At 33.3% G+C, this 15218-nt stretch carries 15 protein-coding genes; 13 read left to right on the forward strand and 2 right to left on the reverse strand.

Annotated elements, in window-relative coordinates:
- Nucleotides 1-78 precede the first annotated feature (78 nt).
- The 10 genes from DUT68_RS07255 to DUT68_RS07300 are packed head-to-tail and all read left to right on the forward strand — an operon-like array spanning nt 79 to nt 9995.
- Nucleotides 79-1209, forward strand: a complete 1131-nt coding sequence (locus DUT68_RS07255; RefSeq protein WP_113637096.1) for a DegT/DnrJ/EryC1/StrS family aminotransferase — start codon at nt 79-81, stop codon at nt 1207-1209.
- Entirely contained in the window at nt 1202-1777 is a 576-nt protein-coding gene (locus tag DUT68_RS07260) for an acyltransferase (RefSeq protein ID WP_113637098.1), read from the forward strand. Before DUT68_RS07255 ends, DUT68_RS07260 begins: the two co-directional genes overlap by 8 nt.
- Nucleotides 1777-2823, forward strand: coding sequence for a Gfo/Idh/MocA family protein (locus DUT68_RS07265; protein ID WP_113637100.1), 1047 nt, complete (start codon nt 1777-1779; stop codon nt 2821-2823). Before DUT68_RS07260 ends, DUT68_RS07265 begins: the two co-directional genes overlap by 1 nt.
- A 21-nt stretch (nt 2824-2844) precedes the next feature.
- Nucleotides 2845-3942, forward strand: a complete 1098-nt coding sequence (locus DUT68_RS07270) for a Wzz/FepE/Etk N-terminal domain-containing protein (RefSeq protein ID WP_113637102.1) — start codon at nt 2845-2847, stop codon at nt 3940-3942.
- A gap of 3 nt (nt 3943-3945) precedes the next feature.
- Complete coding sequence (locus DUT68_RS07275; RefSeq protein ID WP_113637104.1) at nt 3946-4845, forward strand: nucleotide-diphospho-sugar transferase; 900 nt, start codon at nt 3946-3948, stop codon at nt 4843-4845.
- A gap of 4 nt (nt 4846-4849) precedes the next feature.
- A complete protein-coding gene (locus DUT68_RS07280; RefSeq protein WP_113637106.1) occupies nt 4850-6109 on the forward strand; it encodes an oligosaccharide flippase family protein in 1260 nt (419 codons plus the stop codon).
- Nucleotides 6109-6894 (forward strand): glycosyltransferase family 2 protein, encoded by a 786-nt coding sequence (locus DUT68_RS07285; protein WP_157960794.1) that lies wholly within the window; start codon nt 6109-6111, stop codon nt 6892-6894. The genes DUT68_RS07280 and DUT68_RS07285 overlap by 1 nt, the downstream gene beginning before the upstream one ends.
- On the forward strand, nt 6887-8032 hold the full coding sequence (locus tag DUT68_RS07290) for an O-antigen polymerase (RefSeq protein WP_113637110.1): 1146 nt from the start codon (nt 6887-6889) through the stop codon (nt 8030-8032). Before DUT68_RS07285 ends, DUT68_RS07290 begins: the two co-directional genes overlap by 8 nt.
- Nucleotides 8029-8859, forward strand: coding sequence for an alpha-1,2-fucosyltransferase (locus DUT68_RS07295; RefSeq protein WP_113637112.1), 831 nt, complete (start codon nt 8029-8031; stop codon nt 8857-8859). Before DUT68_RS07290 ends, DUT68_RS07295 begins: the two co-directional genes overlap by 4 nt.
- A complete protein-coding gene (locus tag DUT68_RS07300; RefSeq protein WP_113637114.1) occupies nt 8856-9995 on the forward strand; it encodes a glycosyltransferase in 1140 nt (379 codons plus the stop codon). The genes DUT68_RS07295 and DUT68_RS07300 overlap by 4 nt, the downstream gene beginning before the upstream one ends.
- Here the strand turns inward: DUT68_RS07300 and DUT68_RS07305 are convergent.
- A complete protein-coding gene (locus DUT68_RS07305) occupies nt 9979-11352 on the reverse strand; it encodes a right-handed parallel beta-helix repeat-containing protein (protein WP_113637115.1) in 1374 nt (457 codons plus the stop codon). The two genes, DUT68_RS07300 and DUT68_RS07305, sit on opposite strands and share 17 nt — an antisense overlap.
- Nucleotides 11349-12326, reverse strand: coding sequence for an acyltransferase family protein (locus DUT68_RS07310; protein ID WP_113637117.1), 978 nt, complete (start codon nt 12324-12326; stop codon nt 11349-11351). Before DUT68_RS07310 ends, DUT68_RS07305 begins: the two co-directional genes overlap by 4 nt.
- A gap of 91 nt (nt 12327-12417) precedes the next feature.
- Here DUT68_RS07310 and DUT68_RS07315 point away from each other — a divergent pair, with 91 nt between their 5' ends.
- From DUT68_RS07315 to DUT68_RS07325, 3 genes are all read left to right on the forward strand, one after another.
- The gene (locus DUT68_RS07315; RefSeq protein ID WP_113637119.1) at nt 12418-13248 is read left to right on the forward strand and encodes a glycosyltransferase; all 831 of its coding nucleotides are present in this window, start codon (nt 12418-12420) and stop codon (nt 13246-13248) included.
- Nucleotides 13245-14141 carry an NAD-dependent epimerase/dehydratase family protein gene (locus DUT68_RS07320; RefSeq protein WP_113637121.1) on the forward strand — a complete coding sequence of 299 codons (897 nt, stop codon included), beginning with the start codon at nt 13245-13247 and terminating at the stop codon, nt 14139-14141. The genes DUT68_RS07315 and DUT68_RS07320 overlap by 4 nt, the downstream gene beginning before the upstream one ends.
- Nucleotides 14142-14212: 71 nt before the next feature.
- Entirely contained in the window at nt 14213-15187 is a 975-nt protein-coding gene (locus tag DUT68_RS07325) for an MraY family glycosyltransferase (protein WP_113637123.1), read from the forward strand.
- The last annotated feature ends 31 nt before the right edge of the window (nt 15188-15218 follow it).

Here is a 15218-nt window from a genome sequence, read left to right on the forward strand (position 1 = left end):
CCTCTAGCTATTGCTTTGCCAACTTCTCAAAAAATAACATTCATCTGATGTTAAAATATTTTCATTTAAAACAGCTAGATGCTCGGTCATAAGTTAAAAGTGCCATTCTTTGACGCGTCTGCTAATTATAATTTAAACAAAATTGTAATTGATGAAGCATTGCAGAAAGTACTTGAGGGCGGAGCTTATATCAATGGTGCAGAAGTGGGGCTCTTCGCTCAACATTTGGCAACGTATCTTAATGTTAATCATGTTATACCTTGTGCAAACGGAACAGATGCGCTATGCTTAGCGCTAATGGCTTTAGAATTGCAACGAGGAGACGAGGTAATAGTTCCCGCTTTTAACTTTATTGCAGCGGCGGAGGCTGTGGCCCATTTAGGTCTTGTTCCAGTTTTTGCTGACATTGACCCAGATAGCTTTAATATCTGTGCGAACAGCATCGAAGAAAAAATTACTTCTAAAACAAGAGCTATCATTGTAGTGCATTTGTTTGGAGCTGCCGCTTCAATGGATGCCATTTTAAACATAGCAAATAAATATCAAGTACCAGTTATTGAAGATGTAGCCCAATCCTTGGGTGGGGAATATAATGGCAAGCAACTCGGTACCTTGGGTAGCATTGGTTGTACTTCTTTTTTTCCAACTAAAAATTTGGCATGTTTTGGCGATGGCGGTGCGGTTTTTAGCGCTGATGAATTGCTGGCATCTAAAATAAAAATGCTTGCTAATCACGGTCAGGAGAAAAAGTATGTACACAAGTACATCGGAATCAACTCCAGATTGGATACGTTACAGGCGGCAGTTCTTATTTGTCAATTGAAAGTGTTAAATCAGCAAATTGAAAAAAGAAGGGCATTAGCAATGCGCTATGCTGATGCGATGCGTAATTTGCCAGTCTCACTTCCTAACGAAACCATTGATATAAAACACAGCTTTAATCAATATTGCATTAAACTATCTACGTCCGAACAAAGAAATAGCTTAAAAGAATATCTGGAGCAAAAGGGTATTTCTACTATGGTTTATTATTCTAGTCCAAATCATTTGCAAGAGGCTTTCGCATCTTCTGGATATAAGAAAGGTGATTTTCCAGTAGCTGAACAACTTTGTCAAATAGTTTTAGCATTACCTATTTTCCCCGCACTTAGCTTCACTCATCAGGATTATATCATTGAGCATATTAAAAGCTTCTTCGGAGATGCCTAAGTATTTTACTCATGAAACTGCGGTTATTGACCCAGGCGCACAAATTGGAGAAGGGACAAAGATTTGGCATTTTTGCCATATTATGAGCAATGCACTGATAGGTGAAAATTGTATTTTAGGGCAAAACGTGATGGTTGCCGATGGTGTTATTATCGGAAACGGAGTAAAGATACAAAACAACGTATCGATCTATAAGGGCGTTAAAATAGAAGAAGATGTTTTTGTTGGGCCATCAGTGGTGTTCACCAATGTAAAAGTGCCTAGAAGCTTTATCGAGCGAAAAACAGAATTTTCAGATACTTATATTGAGAAGGGTGCTAGTATTGGCGCTAACTCAACTATTGTTTGTGGTGTTTCTATTGGCCGTTATGCCATGATTGGTGCCGGAGCAGTAGTAACAAAAAATGTAAAGCCACATGCGTTGATGATAGGGAATCCAGCTAAGCAGAAAGGTTGGGTTAGTAAGACTGGATGTGTGCTTGATTTCAAAACAAATGAAATTGCTATTTGCACCGAAAGCGGGGAAAAATATCAAGTGATCAACCATCAGTTAATTAACTTGAAGTAATGTCGGAAGTGATAAAATTTGCAATCATAGGATGTGGCCATATAGGCAAAAGACATGCAGAATTGGTTGAAGAACATCCGGACGCAAAGTTAGTTGCCACAATTGATCCGCTAAGTAGCGAAAGTTTGCAGTTAAGCAAATTTGACGTTCCGCATTTTAGCAGTTTAGCTGAATTTTTGTCCTCTGGCATAGTAGTAGATGTAGTAAACATTTGTACGCCAAACGGATTGCATGCCAAACAAGCCATTGATTGCTTAAACAACGGGGTACATGTAGTAATAGAGAAGCCAGTAGCTATAAATTTAGCAGATGCTGAGCAGATTTTAGTAGCCGCTGAAAAAGCTGGAAAGCGGGTTTTCCCCGTTGTACAAAATAGATATTCTACTGTAATAAAGTGGCTGAAGAATTTAGTTGTAAATCAGCAATTAGGACAGATTCACCTGTTGCAATTGAACTGTTTCTGGAATAGAGATGATCGATATTATAAAAAAGGCAGTTGGAGAGGAACATTAGCACTTGATGGTGGACCACTCTATACTCAATTTTCACATTTTATAGATGTGTTACTGTGGATATTTGGAGATGTCAAAAACATTGATGCCAAATTTTTCAATTTTAATCATCGCGATACAACTGAGTTTGAAGATTCTGGAATAGTTACTTTTGAATTGTTGAGCGGAGGTAATGGCTCCATTAATTATTCTACATCAGTGTATCAAAATAATTTTGAAAGTAGCATTACTGTTTTAGCAGAAAAAGGCACGGTAAAAATTGGCGGGCAATATATGAATAATATCGAATACTGTCAGGTAGAAGGAATTGAGCACCCCAAATTAAAAAATCAAGAGAACTTCAATGATTATGGTGGCTATACAGGCTCCGCCTCGAACCACCAGCAAGTTATTGATAATGTAATTAGATCCATTGTAGGTTCGGAGAATCAAGATGTATATTTGAATGAAGGGATTCAAGTTGTAAAGGTTATAGAAAATATATATAAAAACACGATGGTTAATAGAAATCAAAGCAAAATATTTCTTGCTTAAACAAATATTATTTAGTTAATTATGAATAGTGAATTCGAACAAAGTATAGTATCTAGTAGCGACATCTCGCTAAAGGAAAATATTTTTAGAATAAAAAAATGGTGGAACTATTTGTGGGGCAAAAAGTGGATTATAATCATATTTGGTTTTTTAGGTGGATGCTTAGGCTTAACTTACGCATTTTTAAAGAAGCCGATTTATACGGCAACTACTACTTTTGTATTGGAAAGCGGAGAAAAGAGTGGTGGACTTAGTCAATATGCGGGGCTTGCGTCTATGGTTGGAATAGATTTAGGTGGTGGAGGCGGAGGTGTTTTTCAAGGAGATAATATTTTAGAGCTCTATAAATCGAGAAATATGATCCAAAAAACCTTGTTTAGTCCGGTTGATAGTGTTAAAAATGAACCACTTATAGAAAGATTTCTCGAAATAAATAAAATGAGAAAAGCGTGGGAGGAGAAACAAGAACTAAAGAATTTGAAATTTACTGTCGCGGATATCAATAAAAAAGACGTTGATTCTAGAAGCGAACGTTTAAAAGACAGTATAATTGGCAAAATTGTAGAAACTATAGGTAAATCTTACCTCACAGTTACCAAACCTGATAAAAAATTAAGCATCATACGTGTAGATGTAAAATCCAGCGATGAGGTTTTTGCAAAACGATTCGATGAAGAGTTAGTGAAAAATGTAAACGATTTTTACATACAGACTAAAACTAAAAAGTCGATACAGAATGTAGATATTTTACAGCATAAAGCGGATTCTATTAGGTTGGTTATGACCGGTGAAATATATTCTGCAGCTAGGGTGGCAGATGAAACGCCAAATTTAAATCCAACAAGGTTGTTGCAACGTGCTGCTCCAATACAAAAAGCTCAATTTTCAGCTGAAGCCAACAAAGCAATTTTAAGTGAATTGCTTAAAAACTTAGAGTTAGCAAAAATATCATTGATGAAAGAAACACCATTGATACAGAAAATAGATGAGCCTATATTTCCTTTATATAGGGAAGCTAAATCAAAAGTTATTTATGCTTTTATGAGTGCAGTAATGTTTGGAATAATTTGTATCATATTTTTAATTTTTAAACGATTGTATCAAAATATAATTAGCTAATAAATGTATAATATACCCATACTAGTCATTGTTTTTAATAGACCAGATTTAGCGATTGGATTGAAAGATTTATTAGCTAAAATTAAACCAAGGTTACTATATGTCGCTGCAGATGGCCCTCGCGATGGTAATGATAGAGATTTAATGTTGTGTAGGGAAACAAGAGAAGTTTTCAGTGAATTGCCGTGGGATTGTGAAGTAAAATATTTATATAGTGAAAAAAATAAAGGATGTGGTTTGGCAGTGAGTACAGCGATAGACTGGTTTTTTAATAATGAAGAAATGGGTGTTATTCTTGAAGATGATTGCCGACCAAATCTTTCTTTTTTTACTTTTGTCGAGACGCTATTAACTAGATACAAAGATAATCCAACTATATATTCGATAAATGGTTTCAACCCAAATGGAATTGATAAAATTAAAGAGAGTTATGGTTACATCTCCTACAATTTAATGTGGGGGTGGGCAACTTGGCGCAGAGCTTGGAAGGAGTATTCTTATAACGTAGAGACTGATGATCAAATCAAAACGGTTTTACGTAAATACTTTAAAAGCGATTTTATATCTCGAAGAAGTTGGCTTAAGCATTTGCAACAGGTGAGAGCAGGAAAAATTGATACATGGGATTATCAGTGGCTATATACAGGTTGGAAAAATAATGCTTTGCACATAATCCCTAAGAATAATTTGGTTAGCAATGTAGGATTTAGAGAAGACGGTACACACTATTCAGCAGATGATAAATATTCCAAAATAGAAGCAACGGAATTATTGTTTCCATTAACCTTCAACGATCAATTCAAAATAAGCGGTGTTATTAATTCCACTATAACCAAAGAGAGATTTGGGAATTACTGGTTATATTTTATCAAACCAATACTAAGAAAGTATTTAAGTATATAAAAGTTTGAAAGGTTATCTCGTTTTCGTAGAGAAAATTGTTAAAATACTATTGTCTTTTTATATCGGCTTGCTCATAGCGAATTCGCTGGGAGTAGAGGAGTATGGGCAGTATATGTTAATTTTGTCATCTCTAAATGTATTGCAGGTCTTTAGTGGTTTCGGATTTGACCAATATTTCCCAAAATATCTGCTTGAGAAAAAAAGACCTGATTTCATTAATTTGTTGGTTGTAAAGATTTCAATATCAATAGTAGCTCTTTTAATCACATATATATTGGTTGTAGCTTTTCATATCGCTGTTCCATACATAATCTTTTTTGTATTTGGCATATTTTCAATATTTGAGATTTTTGAGACTTCATTTTATAAGTTGAACGAACTTAAAAAATTGACTTACTTCAAATATAGCCAACAGATTATAACGATAGCTTTTAAAGTATATGGAATATGGCAACATAAAGGGGCGTATTTTTTTATTTCAATTTATATTCTTGAATACGCAATATTATCTATTTATTATGCTTTTTATCTTTACTTTAACAGAGAGAAATTATCCATCTCTTTTGCTCTCAACGTCAAATTAGAGTATTTGCGTGCCATTTTTAGAGATATTTTACATTTGGGGTTTAATGCTGTAGTTATCATTTTATTTATGAAAGTAGATCATTATGTTACTGCATTATTTTTTAATAAGCGAGACCTTGGAGAATACTCATTAATGCTAAGTCTTTTCTCAGCCCCTTTATTTATAAGTCAACTATTAAATTATTTAATCTTTAACTGGATTGGAGAGAAGCTCAAATTCGGGTTGACCAAAAATATAAGAGGATTTTATAAGTTATTTTTTATTTCCGGATTTTCTTGCTATATCGGCGTTGTTAGCTTAGCTTTTTGCCTTCGGTACTTTAGTATTCTGAATGGAGATTATGATAAGTTTATATACTATCTGTTAATCTACGGAATGTCTTTGCCATTCATTTTTATGGGTGTTGTTGATAACGCAATAAACATCATAACTAACAGGTCAAGAGTTATCTTAAGAAAATCTTTTCTGTCATTTGCAATAGGTTTGTCATGCTACTATCCACTTATCAAGATATTTGGTATTTACGGCATCTGCTTTGCAAGTGTTATCACTCAATTGCTAAATACATTTTTGCTTAATGCCTTGTATAATAAATTCTGTTTTAGAGAGCAATTTAAAGCAATTATAAATATTTGGGATAGAAAATTTTATTTGGAAGCATACCATAAACTGAAATAGTGTCGCCTTTTTTCTCAATTATCATTACCACCTACAATAGAATTAACTCATTAAAAGAAGCGTTAAAACGTATTGAACTTCAAACCTTCCAAAGTTTCGAAGTTATTATTGTTGACGATTGTTCTAATGATGGTACGAAAGATTGGGTAGAGAAACATATGCTGGAGGCTTCCTACGATATTCATTTCCTACAAACATCCAACAACTCTGGAGGCCCCGCAAAGCCACGTAATTTAGGTCTGAAAAAAGCTATCGGAAAATGGATATGTTTTTGCGACAGTGATGATTATTTTTACGAAAATCATTTATCCAACTATTATCAATTTATTACGGAGAAAAAACTTGACAATGCAATTCTATCATCAAATGCACTAGTAAATGGCAACGCCTTATTTTTTCCGAAGTTAAAAACCCAAATAGTAAGCCTATATTCCGAATTTAAAGGTAGTAAGTTCATTTTTAGTAGTGTTTGCATTGACAATAATGAACTACTTCCATTTAAAGAAAGTGAGGAGTTTGTAGCTATTGAAGATTATGTTTTTTTGTTGGAGAATATGGTTCGTAAAAGAAAACACTATTTTTTTAATAATCCTTCTGTTTTTTATGAACAAGAATCAGTTGACTCAATTAGGTTAACAAATTTAAATGGTCAATATACCTGGGCACCACAACTCCGGTTATATTTTAAACATCATCTATATCTTACAAAATATTTCGGTTTGTTAGGCGTGATAATGGCCAGGTTGGGCAAGTATTTGTATCTTAAAACTTTTAGGCATGACTGATAAGAAGGCTGTCAACAGTATGTTTTTTTGGTACGCTGTGCCTTTTTTGTATCTGATCTTTATACGAGCGGCGTATTTACCTACAACCACTGTTGTACTTGTCGTTTTCTTTTTAGCCACTTATCTCTCATATTATTTTTTTAGAAGCTACAAGTTTAGTTCTGAAATAAACTTTAATTATGTTCATGCAATTAAATGGGTTTACATAATAGTTTTTGGAGCACAAGTTTTTGCTTTACAGAAAATGTTCTCAGTAGAGAATTTCCTAACATATAGGAATGACCTTTTTGAAAGTGCAGAGTTCCTATTTGGGTCTTCTTATTTATATACCCTTTATAATATCTTTACTTATCCTTTAGTCATCTGCGCTATAACGTTCTTGGTGTGTAATAATATTAATGATAGAATAAGTAAAAGATATATTTGGCTTGGTTTCCTTATTTTAATATTAGACGCTGTAATTAAGCTAGGACGCTTTCCAATTTTATATGTACTGTATTTTCTTGTTTTATATAGAAACTATTTCAAAATAAAAAGGAAACAAATTGTATTTGTGATTATAACGGTATTTATAGCAGCACAGGCGATATTATTTTACCGAGCATTCAATAATGATGCGGCCTCAGACCTTAGTGATCTTTTTTCTTTTCGTGTTTTAGAGGAAGTTATATTTAACTATCAGATAATTGGATATGTGATGTTCGAGGACCTTACTAAGAACATATCTCCTTATGGTGAATTAATAAGCTTTAATTCTTTGGCATTCATTTTTTTTCTCGTAAAAACGGTACTTACTAAGTTCTCAGGAACAATAAGCTACGGATGGGAAGAAAAGAACTTAGCATTGAGTGAGGGGTATTATTCTTCTATTTTGGACGGTCAATTTATTAATGCCTTTTCAACTAACTTTTATCCCATTTATTTAGATTTAGGTATTTTTGGAATACTGATCTTTGGTATTTACGTTGGTTTAATGTTCGGATTAAAATCTGAAAATCGAATTTTCAAATTCCAAAAGCATTTACTATTATTTGTTATGGTATTTGGTTTATATCAACCCATTATATTAACTATATGGGGTATTATTATACTTCCATTTATATTATTTTTCGGAAAATTTACTTTACATAACAAATGATACTGAATTTAAAAGGGGGGTTAGGAAACCAGCTTTTTCAATTAGCCGCTGCATTAACTTTAAATAAAAGCAAAAAGACATACCTGTATACTGGAAATTTAAAAAAATTCGCCGTTCCGAGAGAGTTTTGCCTAAAACCATTTATCTATTCTTACCATGATGAGATTTTTATCGTAGATAACAAATGGTATATCAATAAATATTTGCTGCATGTATTAGCAAAAATTAATCTTTTTGTTAAAAATGACAACAATAACCCATCTAGAATTTTGATTCTAGATGGATATTTTCAAAAAAAAGAGTTTTTTTCTAGACAAGTTTGCGAAAAGCTAGGCAGAAGTATGGTAGATTACTTTTCTGTTGAAGACGTCAAATCTAACTTCTTAGAAAAGGTTAGTTTTTTAACAACTACAGCGGAAAGAGAAAGCGGTCAAATCTCTAAAGACTATGTTGGAATGCATATTAGAGGAACAGATAGGAAAGACGAATTGAATAACAAAAAATTCTTGGAGTCAATCGAAAATTTCGTCAACAAGGAGAAGAAGATGGTTTGTTTCACTGATGATGTCGAATACGCAAAAATGATGCTAAAGCAATTCAGCTTACAGGTATTGTTTGTTAATGAATTTAATTTGACTGATATAGAAGAATTTTATCTGATTTCATTATTTCATGAGTTTTTCTTGGGGAATAGTACATTTTCAATATGTGCACGTAAGTTATCTGTAGGTAGTACAATAAATTACGTTTTTACGGAGCAGTTCAAAGAGAGAGATAAAGATTTACTTTCCATCATGTTTGATGGACAACAAACTATTGGGATATGATAATCAAGCGCCATGTAGTAAATGTTTTTTCGTCTACATATTATCCGGCAGTTAATGGTTTATCGGTAGTAGTGCAGTTGAATGTAAGAGCTTTATTAGATTTAGGTTTTGAAGTAAATGTATTTACGGAAAGTGGTGGTAAGCCGAAATATTCAGAAAACGTACTTACTTACCAGATAAAAGGTGCCGGTACTTGGATATCCCCGGTAAATGGGCCGGATGTTTCAAGATTTTATCGAGATTTGGTAGCTCATGATTCTGCCGGGGCAGTAAATATAATTCACGCGTGGCATACTTGGACCACAACTTTGTTTTATAAAAATATCAAGTCAATAAAGGGTAGCGTAGTTTTATATAGCCATGGTACATCATTCAGTACAAATATAAAAGGAATAAAAAAGGTACTTAGGGACATCAAATATTTAGGGGAGAAGAAAAAGATAGTTAACTATTTGTCAAATACCAATACTTTAATTACACTTACAAATAATGTTACACACTTTAGATGTTTCGATGCACGAATTTTTAATAAGGAGAAAAGAGTTGTAATCAAGAATCCTGTTAATGAAAGAAATCAGACTCAAGTAAATCGTGACGATGATACTTTCATTGCAAAGTATGCCCTTTTACAGGAGCCAAAAGTTTTTTGCCTTTCTAATTATGAGCCAATAAAAAATCAAGAGTTTCTAATAAGGCTATGTCTAAAATTTAATTTTCATTTAACATTGGTGGGTAGTAAAAAAACCAAGTATGCCGATGGGTTAGAGAAAATGGTAAAAAATCATAATTTGGCTGATAGGGTAGATGTGTTATATGATAAATCAGATAGCTTTATCGTATCTATGTTTAAAAATAGTAACTTATTTGCTTTTGCAAGCCAAAATGATTTTGCACCACTAGTTCTTATTGAAGCAATAAAGTTTCAACTTCCATTTATATCCTTTTACACGGCTGACAATGAAATTAAAGGGGGTGTATTCTGCGAGTCCCAACAAGATTACGAATTAAAATTTGAAGAATTGATTTCATCCGAAGTGAAAATCAATGAATTGGCTGCAGAAGGTAAGCATTTTTATGATATTCATCATTCCTTTGAAGCTTTTAAAGCCAATTTGTTAGCTACAATATCTTCGTAGTGGGGCTATTATTTATTAATGTAATAGCTTTTAAATTTTCTTGGTTTATAGTAATAAATTTAGCTTTCGCGTCTACATATATATCTTGATTTTTAGTCAAGGAGAAGGTGTTGGATTCAATTTTTAGGCTGTCTCCGCCTATTAAGATGATAGAACCATGTGACTTGTAGAATTTATTTTCTCTAATCTTATTTCCAAAACCACTATAATGATATATTGCACTTCCAGACAGTTGATAAAAGCTGTTATAAAATATATCATTATTGTTCCCATTATAGATTGTCACCCCATCCCTGCAATAACTAATTGAGTTATTTTTAACTAAATTGTTATTGCAAATCATTTTACTGTCTCCCTCAATTTTAATTGCAAATTGGTCGGCAATATTCTTAATCGAATTTTCTATGATATGATTGTTGTTTGACGAGTGTTTTAATTTATCATTTCCTAAAAGTAAAATCCCACCCGCTTTACTATTCGAGATGGAGTTGTTACTTACCAACGCTTCGCTAACAAATTGAAGTCTAATTCCAAAACCACTGATGTTGCTTAGGCTATTTTTATAAATTTCAATATCCTTTACAGCAAGGTCGTTTTCACTAGAGTTTTCAATTCTAATTGCATCATTGCTACCAAGATCACCAGCGTCTGTACTGTGAATTATATTTCTGTTAATCTTTGAATTATAGCCGCCTCTAAATTCTATACCGCCGCCAATATTTTTGGAAGTTGCTAATTTTCCAAAATTTATAATCTTATTGTCAGAGATATTAATGTTGTTGCCGTTATTGTTAGCGGCTATTCCATTTAATCCAATCTCAGTAAGTATATTTTCTATAACATGAATATTATTGCAAGGTTTTTTAGGGAGTAATCCAAAAATTAGAATACCTATGTAATTATTTGATAGATAACAACGATTAATTACGCCACGTAAGCTACTTTCGCAAATTATCCCGACGGTAGAGTTTTCATTACTAATTCCACTGCCTTGAATATTTAGCTTCTCAATTCTAAAATCGGTAATATTGGAGGCTCTAAAAATCGATTTTAGTTCCCCGTTTGTTTTAAAGGCCTGTTTTACGACAGATTTATGGCCTTCGCCAAATAAATGAGTTTGGGTACGCAACCTAATTTCTCTGGTAATTAAGAATGTTCCAGCTGGTATAAATACACTCTTTCTAATTTTACTTGCTCTATTTATTGCATTTTGAATAATATCAGTTGAATCTCGTTTGCCGGTGCTGTCTGCTCCAAAATCTAATATATTAATACAATCAAAATCCTTTGGTATTTTAGATAGCGGCAAAAGCACTCCAAGTTTAAAGAGAGAGGTTATGAAATCAATTCTTTTCATTTACGCTTCCCCAATAATATAACTGACAAGTTTTTTTCTAATGAAATAATTTTAACTACTGCCACAGATATAACTAAGCGGGCTAAGAAAAGATAAATAACATTAACTATTAAAGGAGCGTCAGCTATCATTAACTTATTGAACGGAATAGCTAAGTGAACTATATAAATTCCTAGAGTCCAAGAACCCAAAATAGCTAAAGCTCTATTCAATTTGGAATCTTTATTAAAAAGATGTGGGCTAATAATGAATAAAAGAAATACACCAAGAATGCCTACGGATAATCGGTAAACATATATTAATAAGCTTTTTGGCACATAAGGAATGTTGTCTAGAAATGGCGGGAGCGCATGCATATTCCAAAAAATACCGCCCATAAGCCATAAAGTAAATATCAATAATATGAATAAGATATTTCGAAAATTTAATGATATATGTTTTTTTATAAAATAGCCTAACGAAAAGAAGATAAAATAGTAGGTGATAAATTGAAATCCAAAAAGCCTAAATTCCAATAAAATCATAACGATACAAAGAATAGTGGCTGTTACTACTATCATATATTCTGGTTTTATTTTTATAAGCTCTGAAATCTTGTAAGCGATAGAGAACAAAAAAATTATAAAAAATAACGCCCATATGAACCAGTAACTTAAATCAGGATAAAGTATTGCGTTATAAATCCGAGAAAATGGATTTCCGCTAAATAATCCTATAATAAATGTCCAAGAAAAAAAAGGTACGAGCAGCTCTTTAGCTCTTTTTTTTAGGTTAACACTAGGTTCTCCCTTTAATGGATAAGTCACATAACCACTTAATGCCATAAACATTGGCATATGAAACGAATATATTAGGTTCCATGAAGTGTTTTGCAAATAATTCTTGTCGGCATCTTGTATACAGTGCCCCAAGATAACAAGTAGGATTAGTATCCCTTTCAAGCTATCTATCCATAATATTCGCCTTTTTAACATGTCTATTTATTAAAATACTGTTCGCAAGTATAATTAAAAATGTCTATATATGTAATTTTTCCTTCCTTTGTACTTTCAAACGTGGGGGTATATGGTTAAGTTTTCAGTTTTAATGTCAGTTTATGTTAGAGAGTCTGTCGCTAATTTTGTTGCGGCTATGGATAGTTTACTACAACAGACAGTTAAACCGCATGAGATAGTTTTGGTTAAAGACGGACCACTTTATTTAGACCTTGATGTTAAAATTGGTGAATATCAGGAGCGATTTTCAGGTCTAATTAAGGTAATTTCGTTAAAAGATAATTTAGGTTTAGGTGCTGCATTAGCCATTGGATTGGAGAATTGTACGTGTCCAATAGTGGCTAGGATGGATACTGATGATGTATGCCGTAAAAATAGATTTGAAAGGCAACTGGAGTTTATCAATATTGGGAATTACGATGTTGTTGGTTCCAATATCGAAGAATTCAATTCTTTTCCAGGCGATCTAGGCCGTTTTAAAATTAATAGGGAAAATCATGAAGATAATATCAAGATCATCAAATTGAAGAGCCCTTTCAACCATCCATCTATTATGTTTAAAAAAAGTATCGTCATGCGAGCGGGCGGATATAATGGTGACCTACCCTTATTTGAAGATTATTCTCTTTTTTTGAGATTATGGAAATCTGGTGCTATTTTTTATAATATCCAAGAGGTGCTTCTGGATTTCAGAGTAGGCTCTGGCATAACGACCATTAAAAGAAGAAGCGGATTGCATTACCTTAAAAAAGAATGGAACTTTGTTAAGTATGCCAAAAATATTGGGGCTTTTGGGAGTTTTGACGTGATAAAATATGTAGTGCTGAAATTTCCGATAAGAATATTGCCTCCGAAAGTAGTTTTGTTTATTTATAATGCCTTTTTGCGAACCTCAAGATGAGATTTATTATCACCGGCTCCTCTGGTTTTGTAGGCCAAAATTTATTGGCGTATTTGAAAACCGCAGATATTGCTACTATCGACCGAAAGCAGCTGCAAAGTATCACAGCTGAGCAATTAAATGGTACTCATACAATTGTACATTTAGCTGGTAAAGCTCACGATTTAAAGAAAACGTCTAATCCGGAAGAGTATTATCAAGTAAACTATGAACTTACCAAAAAGTTATATGATGCCTTTTTGGCCTCGGACGCGACGAAATTCATTTTTATCAGTTCTGTAAAAGCCGCTGCAGATACCGTGGATGGGGTGCTAACTGAGGAATACGAACCAAATCCTATAACAGACTACGGAAAATCTAAGTTGATGGCCGAACAGCATATCCAGGGCCAAGCGCTCCCAGAAGGTAAAATGTACTATATATTAAGGCCCTGCATGATCCACGGACCGGGAAATAAAGGCAATCTTAACCTGCTCTATCAATTCGTTCAAAAAGGCATCCCTTATCCTTTAGCAGCTTTCGAAAATAAGCGCTCATTCTTAAGCGTAGAAAACCTTTGTTTCATAATTAAACAGTTGGTGGAAAAAAACGTTAATTCGGGGGTTTATAATGTAGCAGACGACAAGGCTCTTTCGACAAACAGCGTAGTTGGTATTTTAGCTCAATCTTCAAAACAAAAAGCTAAGCTTTGGAAAATTTCATCCAGGTTAATTAAAGCATTGGCTAAAGTGGGAGATATATTGAAATTACCGCTCAATTCTGAACGCCTGCAAAAACTAACGGAAAGTTATGTGGTTAGTAATTCAAAGATTAAAAATGCATTAAATGTAGAACTTCCACTCGATACCATCGAAGGCCTAGCAATTACGGCTGAGTCTTTTAATTCAAAATAGCGAAGCTTATTTCCACACCTAATTAGAAAGATATTGATTATAATTATCTACCTACCTCATCAATTAACTTAATGCTAAATTTCAATTCCACTTACTACTTCATTTTCTTTATTATTGTCGAACTCGTCTATTTCAAGATAGCAGATAGGTTCAACATTATTGATAAGCCTAACCATCGCAGTTCGCATACAAGCGTCACTATTCGAGGCGGCGGCATCATCTTTCCTTTGGCAGTTTTAGCTTACAGCCTAATAAATGGTTTTCACCAAGTCTATTTCGTTATTGGCCTTTTGGCCATTGCAACCATTAGTTTTTTGGATGATGTATTGACGCTGAACAATAAAGTTCGATTAAGCATTCACTTAACTTCAGTGGTGCTGCTATTTTTTCAATGGAACTTGTTTAACTTAAGTTGGTATTGGATATTAATTGCGCTGATATTTGTAATTGCTACCATTAACGCTTACAATTTTATGGATGGCATAAATGGCATTACTGGTGGCTATAGTTTGCTCGCTATAGCAACGTTATATTACATCAACCAAACTATAGTAAATTTTACCGATAACGAGCTTCTTATTATTGTAGCTTTAGCCTTATTGGTTTTTAACCTATTTAATTTCAGAACAAAAGCTAAATGCTTTGCTGGTGATGTAGGTAGCGTGAGTATCGCATTTATTATCGTTTTTTTTATCGGACAATTAATCCTAACTACCCAAAACTTATCCTATATTTTATTGCTTTTGGTTTATGGTACTGATACCGCATTTACCGTACTTTTCAGAAAAATACGTGGCGAGAATATTTTTGAAGCTCATCGTAGCCATTTTTACCAATACCTATCTAATCAATTAAAACTATCACACATTTTAGTATCTTGTATCTATATTTTTGTGCAATTGCTGATTAACCTGTTATTGATCAAATTTGCACTTACTGATATGCTACATGGTGTTAGCTTACTGGCCTTATTTGTAGGAGTTTACTTGATGCTACGTTTCAAAATGGAAGGATCACAAAAACTTTTAACTCCAAATGCAAGTTAGATAATGTTGATGGTAATTAATTATTGTTGTA

Origin of the sequence: Pedobacter zeaxanthinifaciens (assembly GCF_003313335.1) — a bacterium.
Classification (GTDB): Bacteria; Bacteroidota; Bacteroidia; order Sphingobacteriales; family Sphingobacteriaceae; genus Pedobacter; species Pedobacter zeaxanthinifaciens.

What these genes read in the sequence shown, in the direction of transcription:
- DUT68_RS07315 (WP_113637119.1), top strand. Translation starts at nt 12,418, where the DNA reads ATGGTTAAGTTTTCAGTTTTAATGTCAGTTTATGTTAGAGAGTCTGTC.
- DUT68_RS07310 (WP_113637117.1), bottom strand. Translation starts at nt 12,326, where the DNA reads ATGTTAAAAAGGCGAATATTATGGATAGATAGCTTGAAAGGGATACTA.
- DUT68_RS07260 (WP_113637098.1), top strand. Translation starts at nt 1,202, where the DNA reads ATGCCTAAGTATTTTACTCATGAAACTGCGGTTATTGACCCAGGCGCA.
- DUT68_RS07305 (WP_113637115.1), bottom strand. Translation starts at nt 11,352, where the DNA reads ATGAAAAGAATTGATTTCATAACCTCTCTCTTTAAACTTGGAGTGCTT.
- DUT68_RS07325 (WP_113637123.1), top strand. Translation starts at nt 14,213, where the DNA reads ATGCTAAATTTCAATTCCACTTACTACTTCATTTTCTTTATTATTGTC.
- DUT68_RS07290 (WP_113637110.1), top strand. Translation starts at nt 6,887, where the DNA reads ATGACTGATAAGAAGGCTGTCAACAGTATGTTTTTTTGGTACGCTGTG.
- DUT68_RS07265 (WP_113637100.1), top strand. Translation starts at nt 1,777, where the DNA reads ATGTCGGAAGTGATAAAATTTGCAATCATAGGATGTGGCCATATAGGC.
- DUT68_RS07300 (WP_113637114.1), top strand. Translation starts at nt 8,856, where the DNA reads ATGATAATCAAGCGCCATGTAGTAAATGTTTTTTCGTCTACATATTAT.
- DUT68_RS07275 (WP_113637104.1), top strand. Translation starts at nt 3,946, where the DNA reads ATGTATAATATACCCATACTAGTCATTGTTTTTAATAGACCAGATTTA.
- DUT68_RS07320 (WP_113637121.1), top strand. Translation starts at nt 13,245, where the DNA reads ATGAGATTTATTATCACCGGCTCCTCTGGTTTTGTAGGCCAAAATTTA.
- DUT68_RS07255 (WP_113637096.1), top strand. Translation starts at nt 79, where the DNA reads ATGCTCGGTCATAAGTTAAAAGTGCCATTCTTTGACGCGTCTGCTAAT.
- DUT68_RS07295 (WP_113637112.1), top strand. Translation starts at nt 8,029, where the DNA reads ATGATACTGAATTTAAAAGGGGGGTTAGGAAACCAGCTTTTTCAATTA.
- DUT68_RS07270 (WP_113637102.1), top strand. Translation starts at nt 2,845, where the DNA reads ATGAATAGTGAATTCGAACAAAGTATAGTATCTAGTAGCGACATCTCG.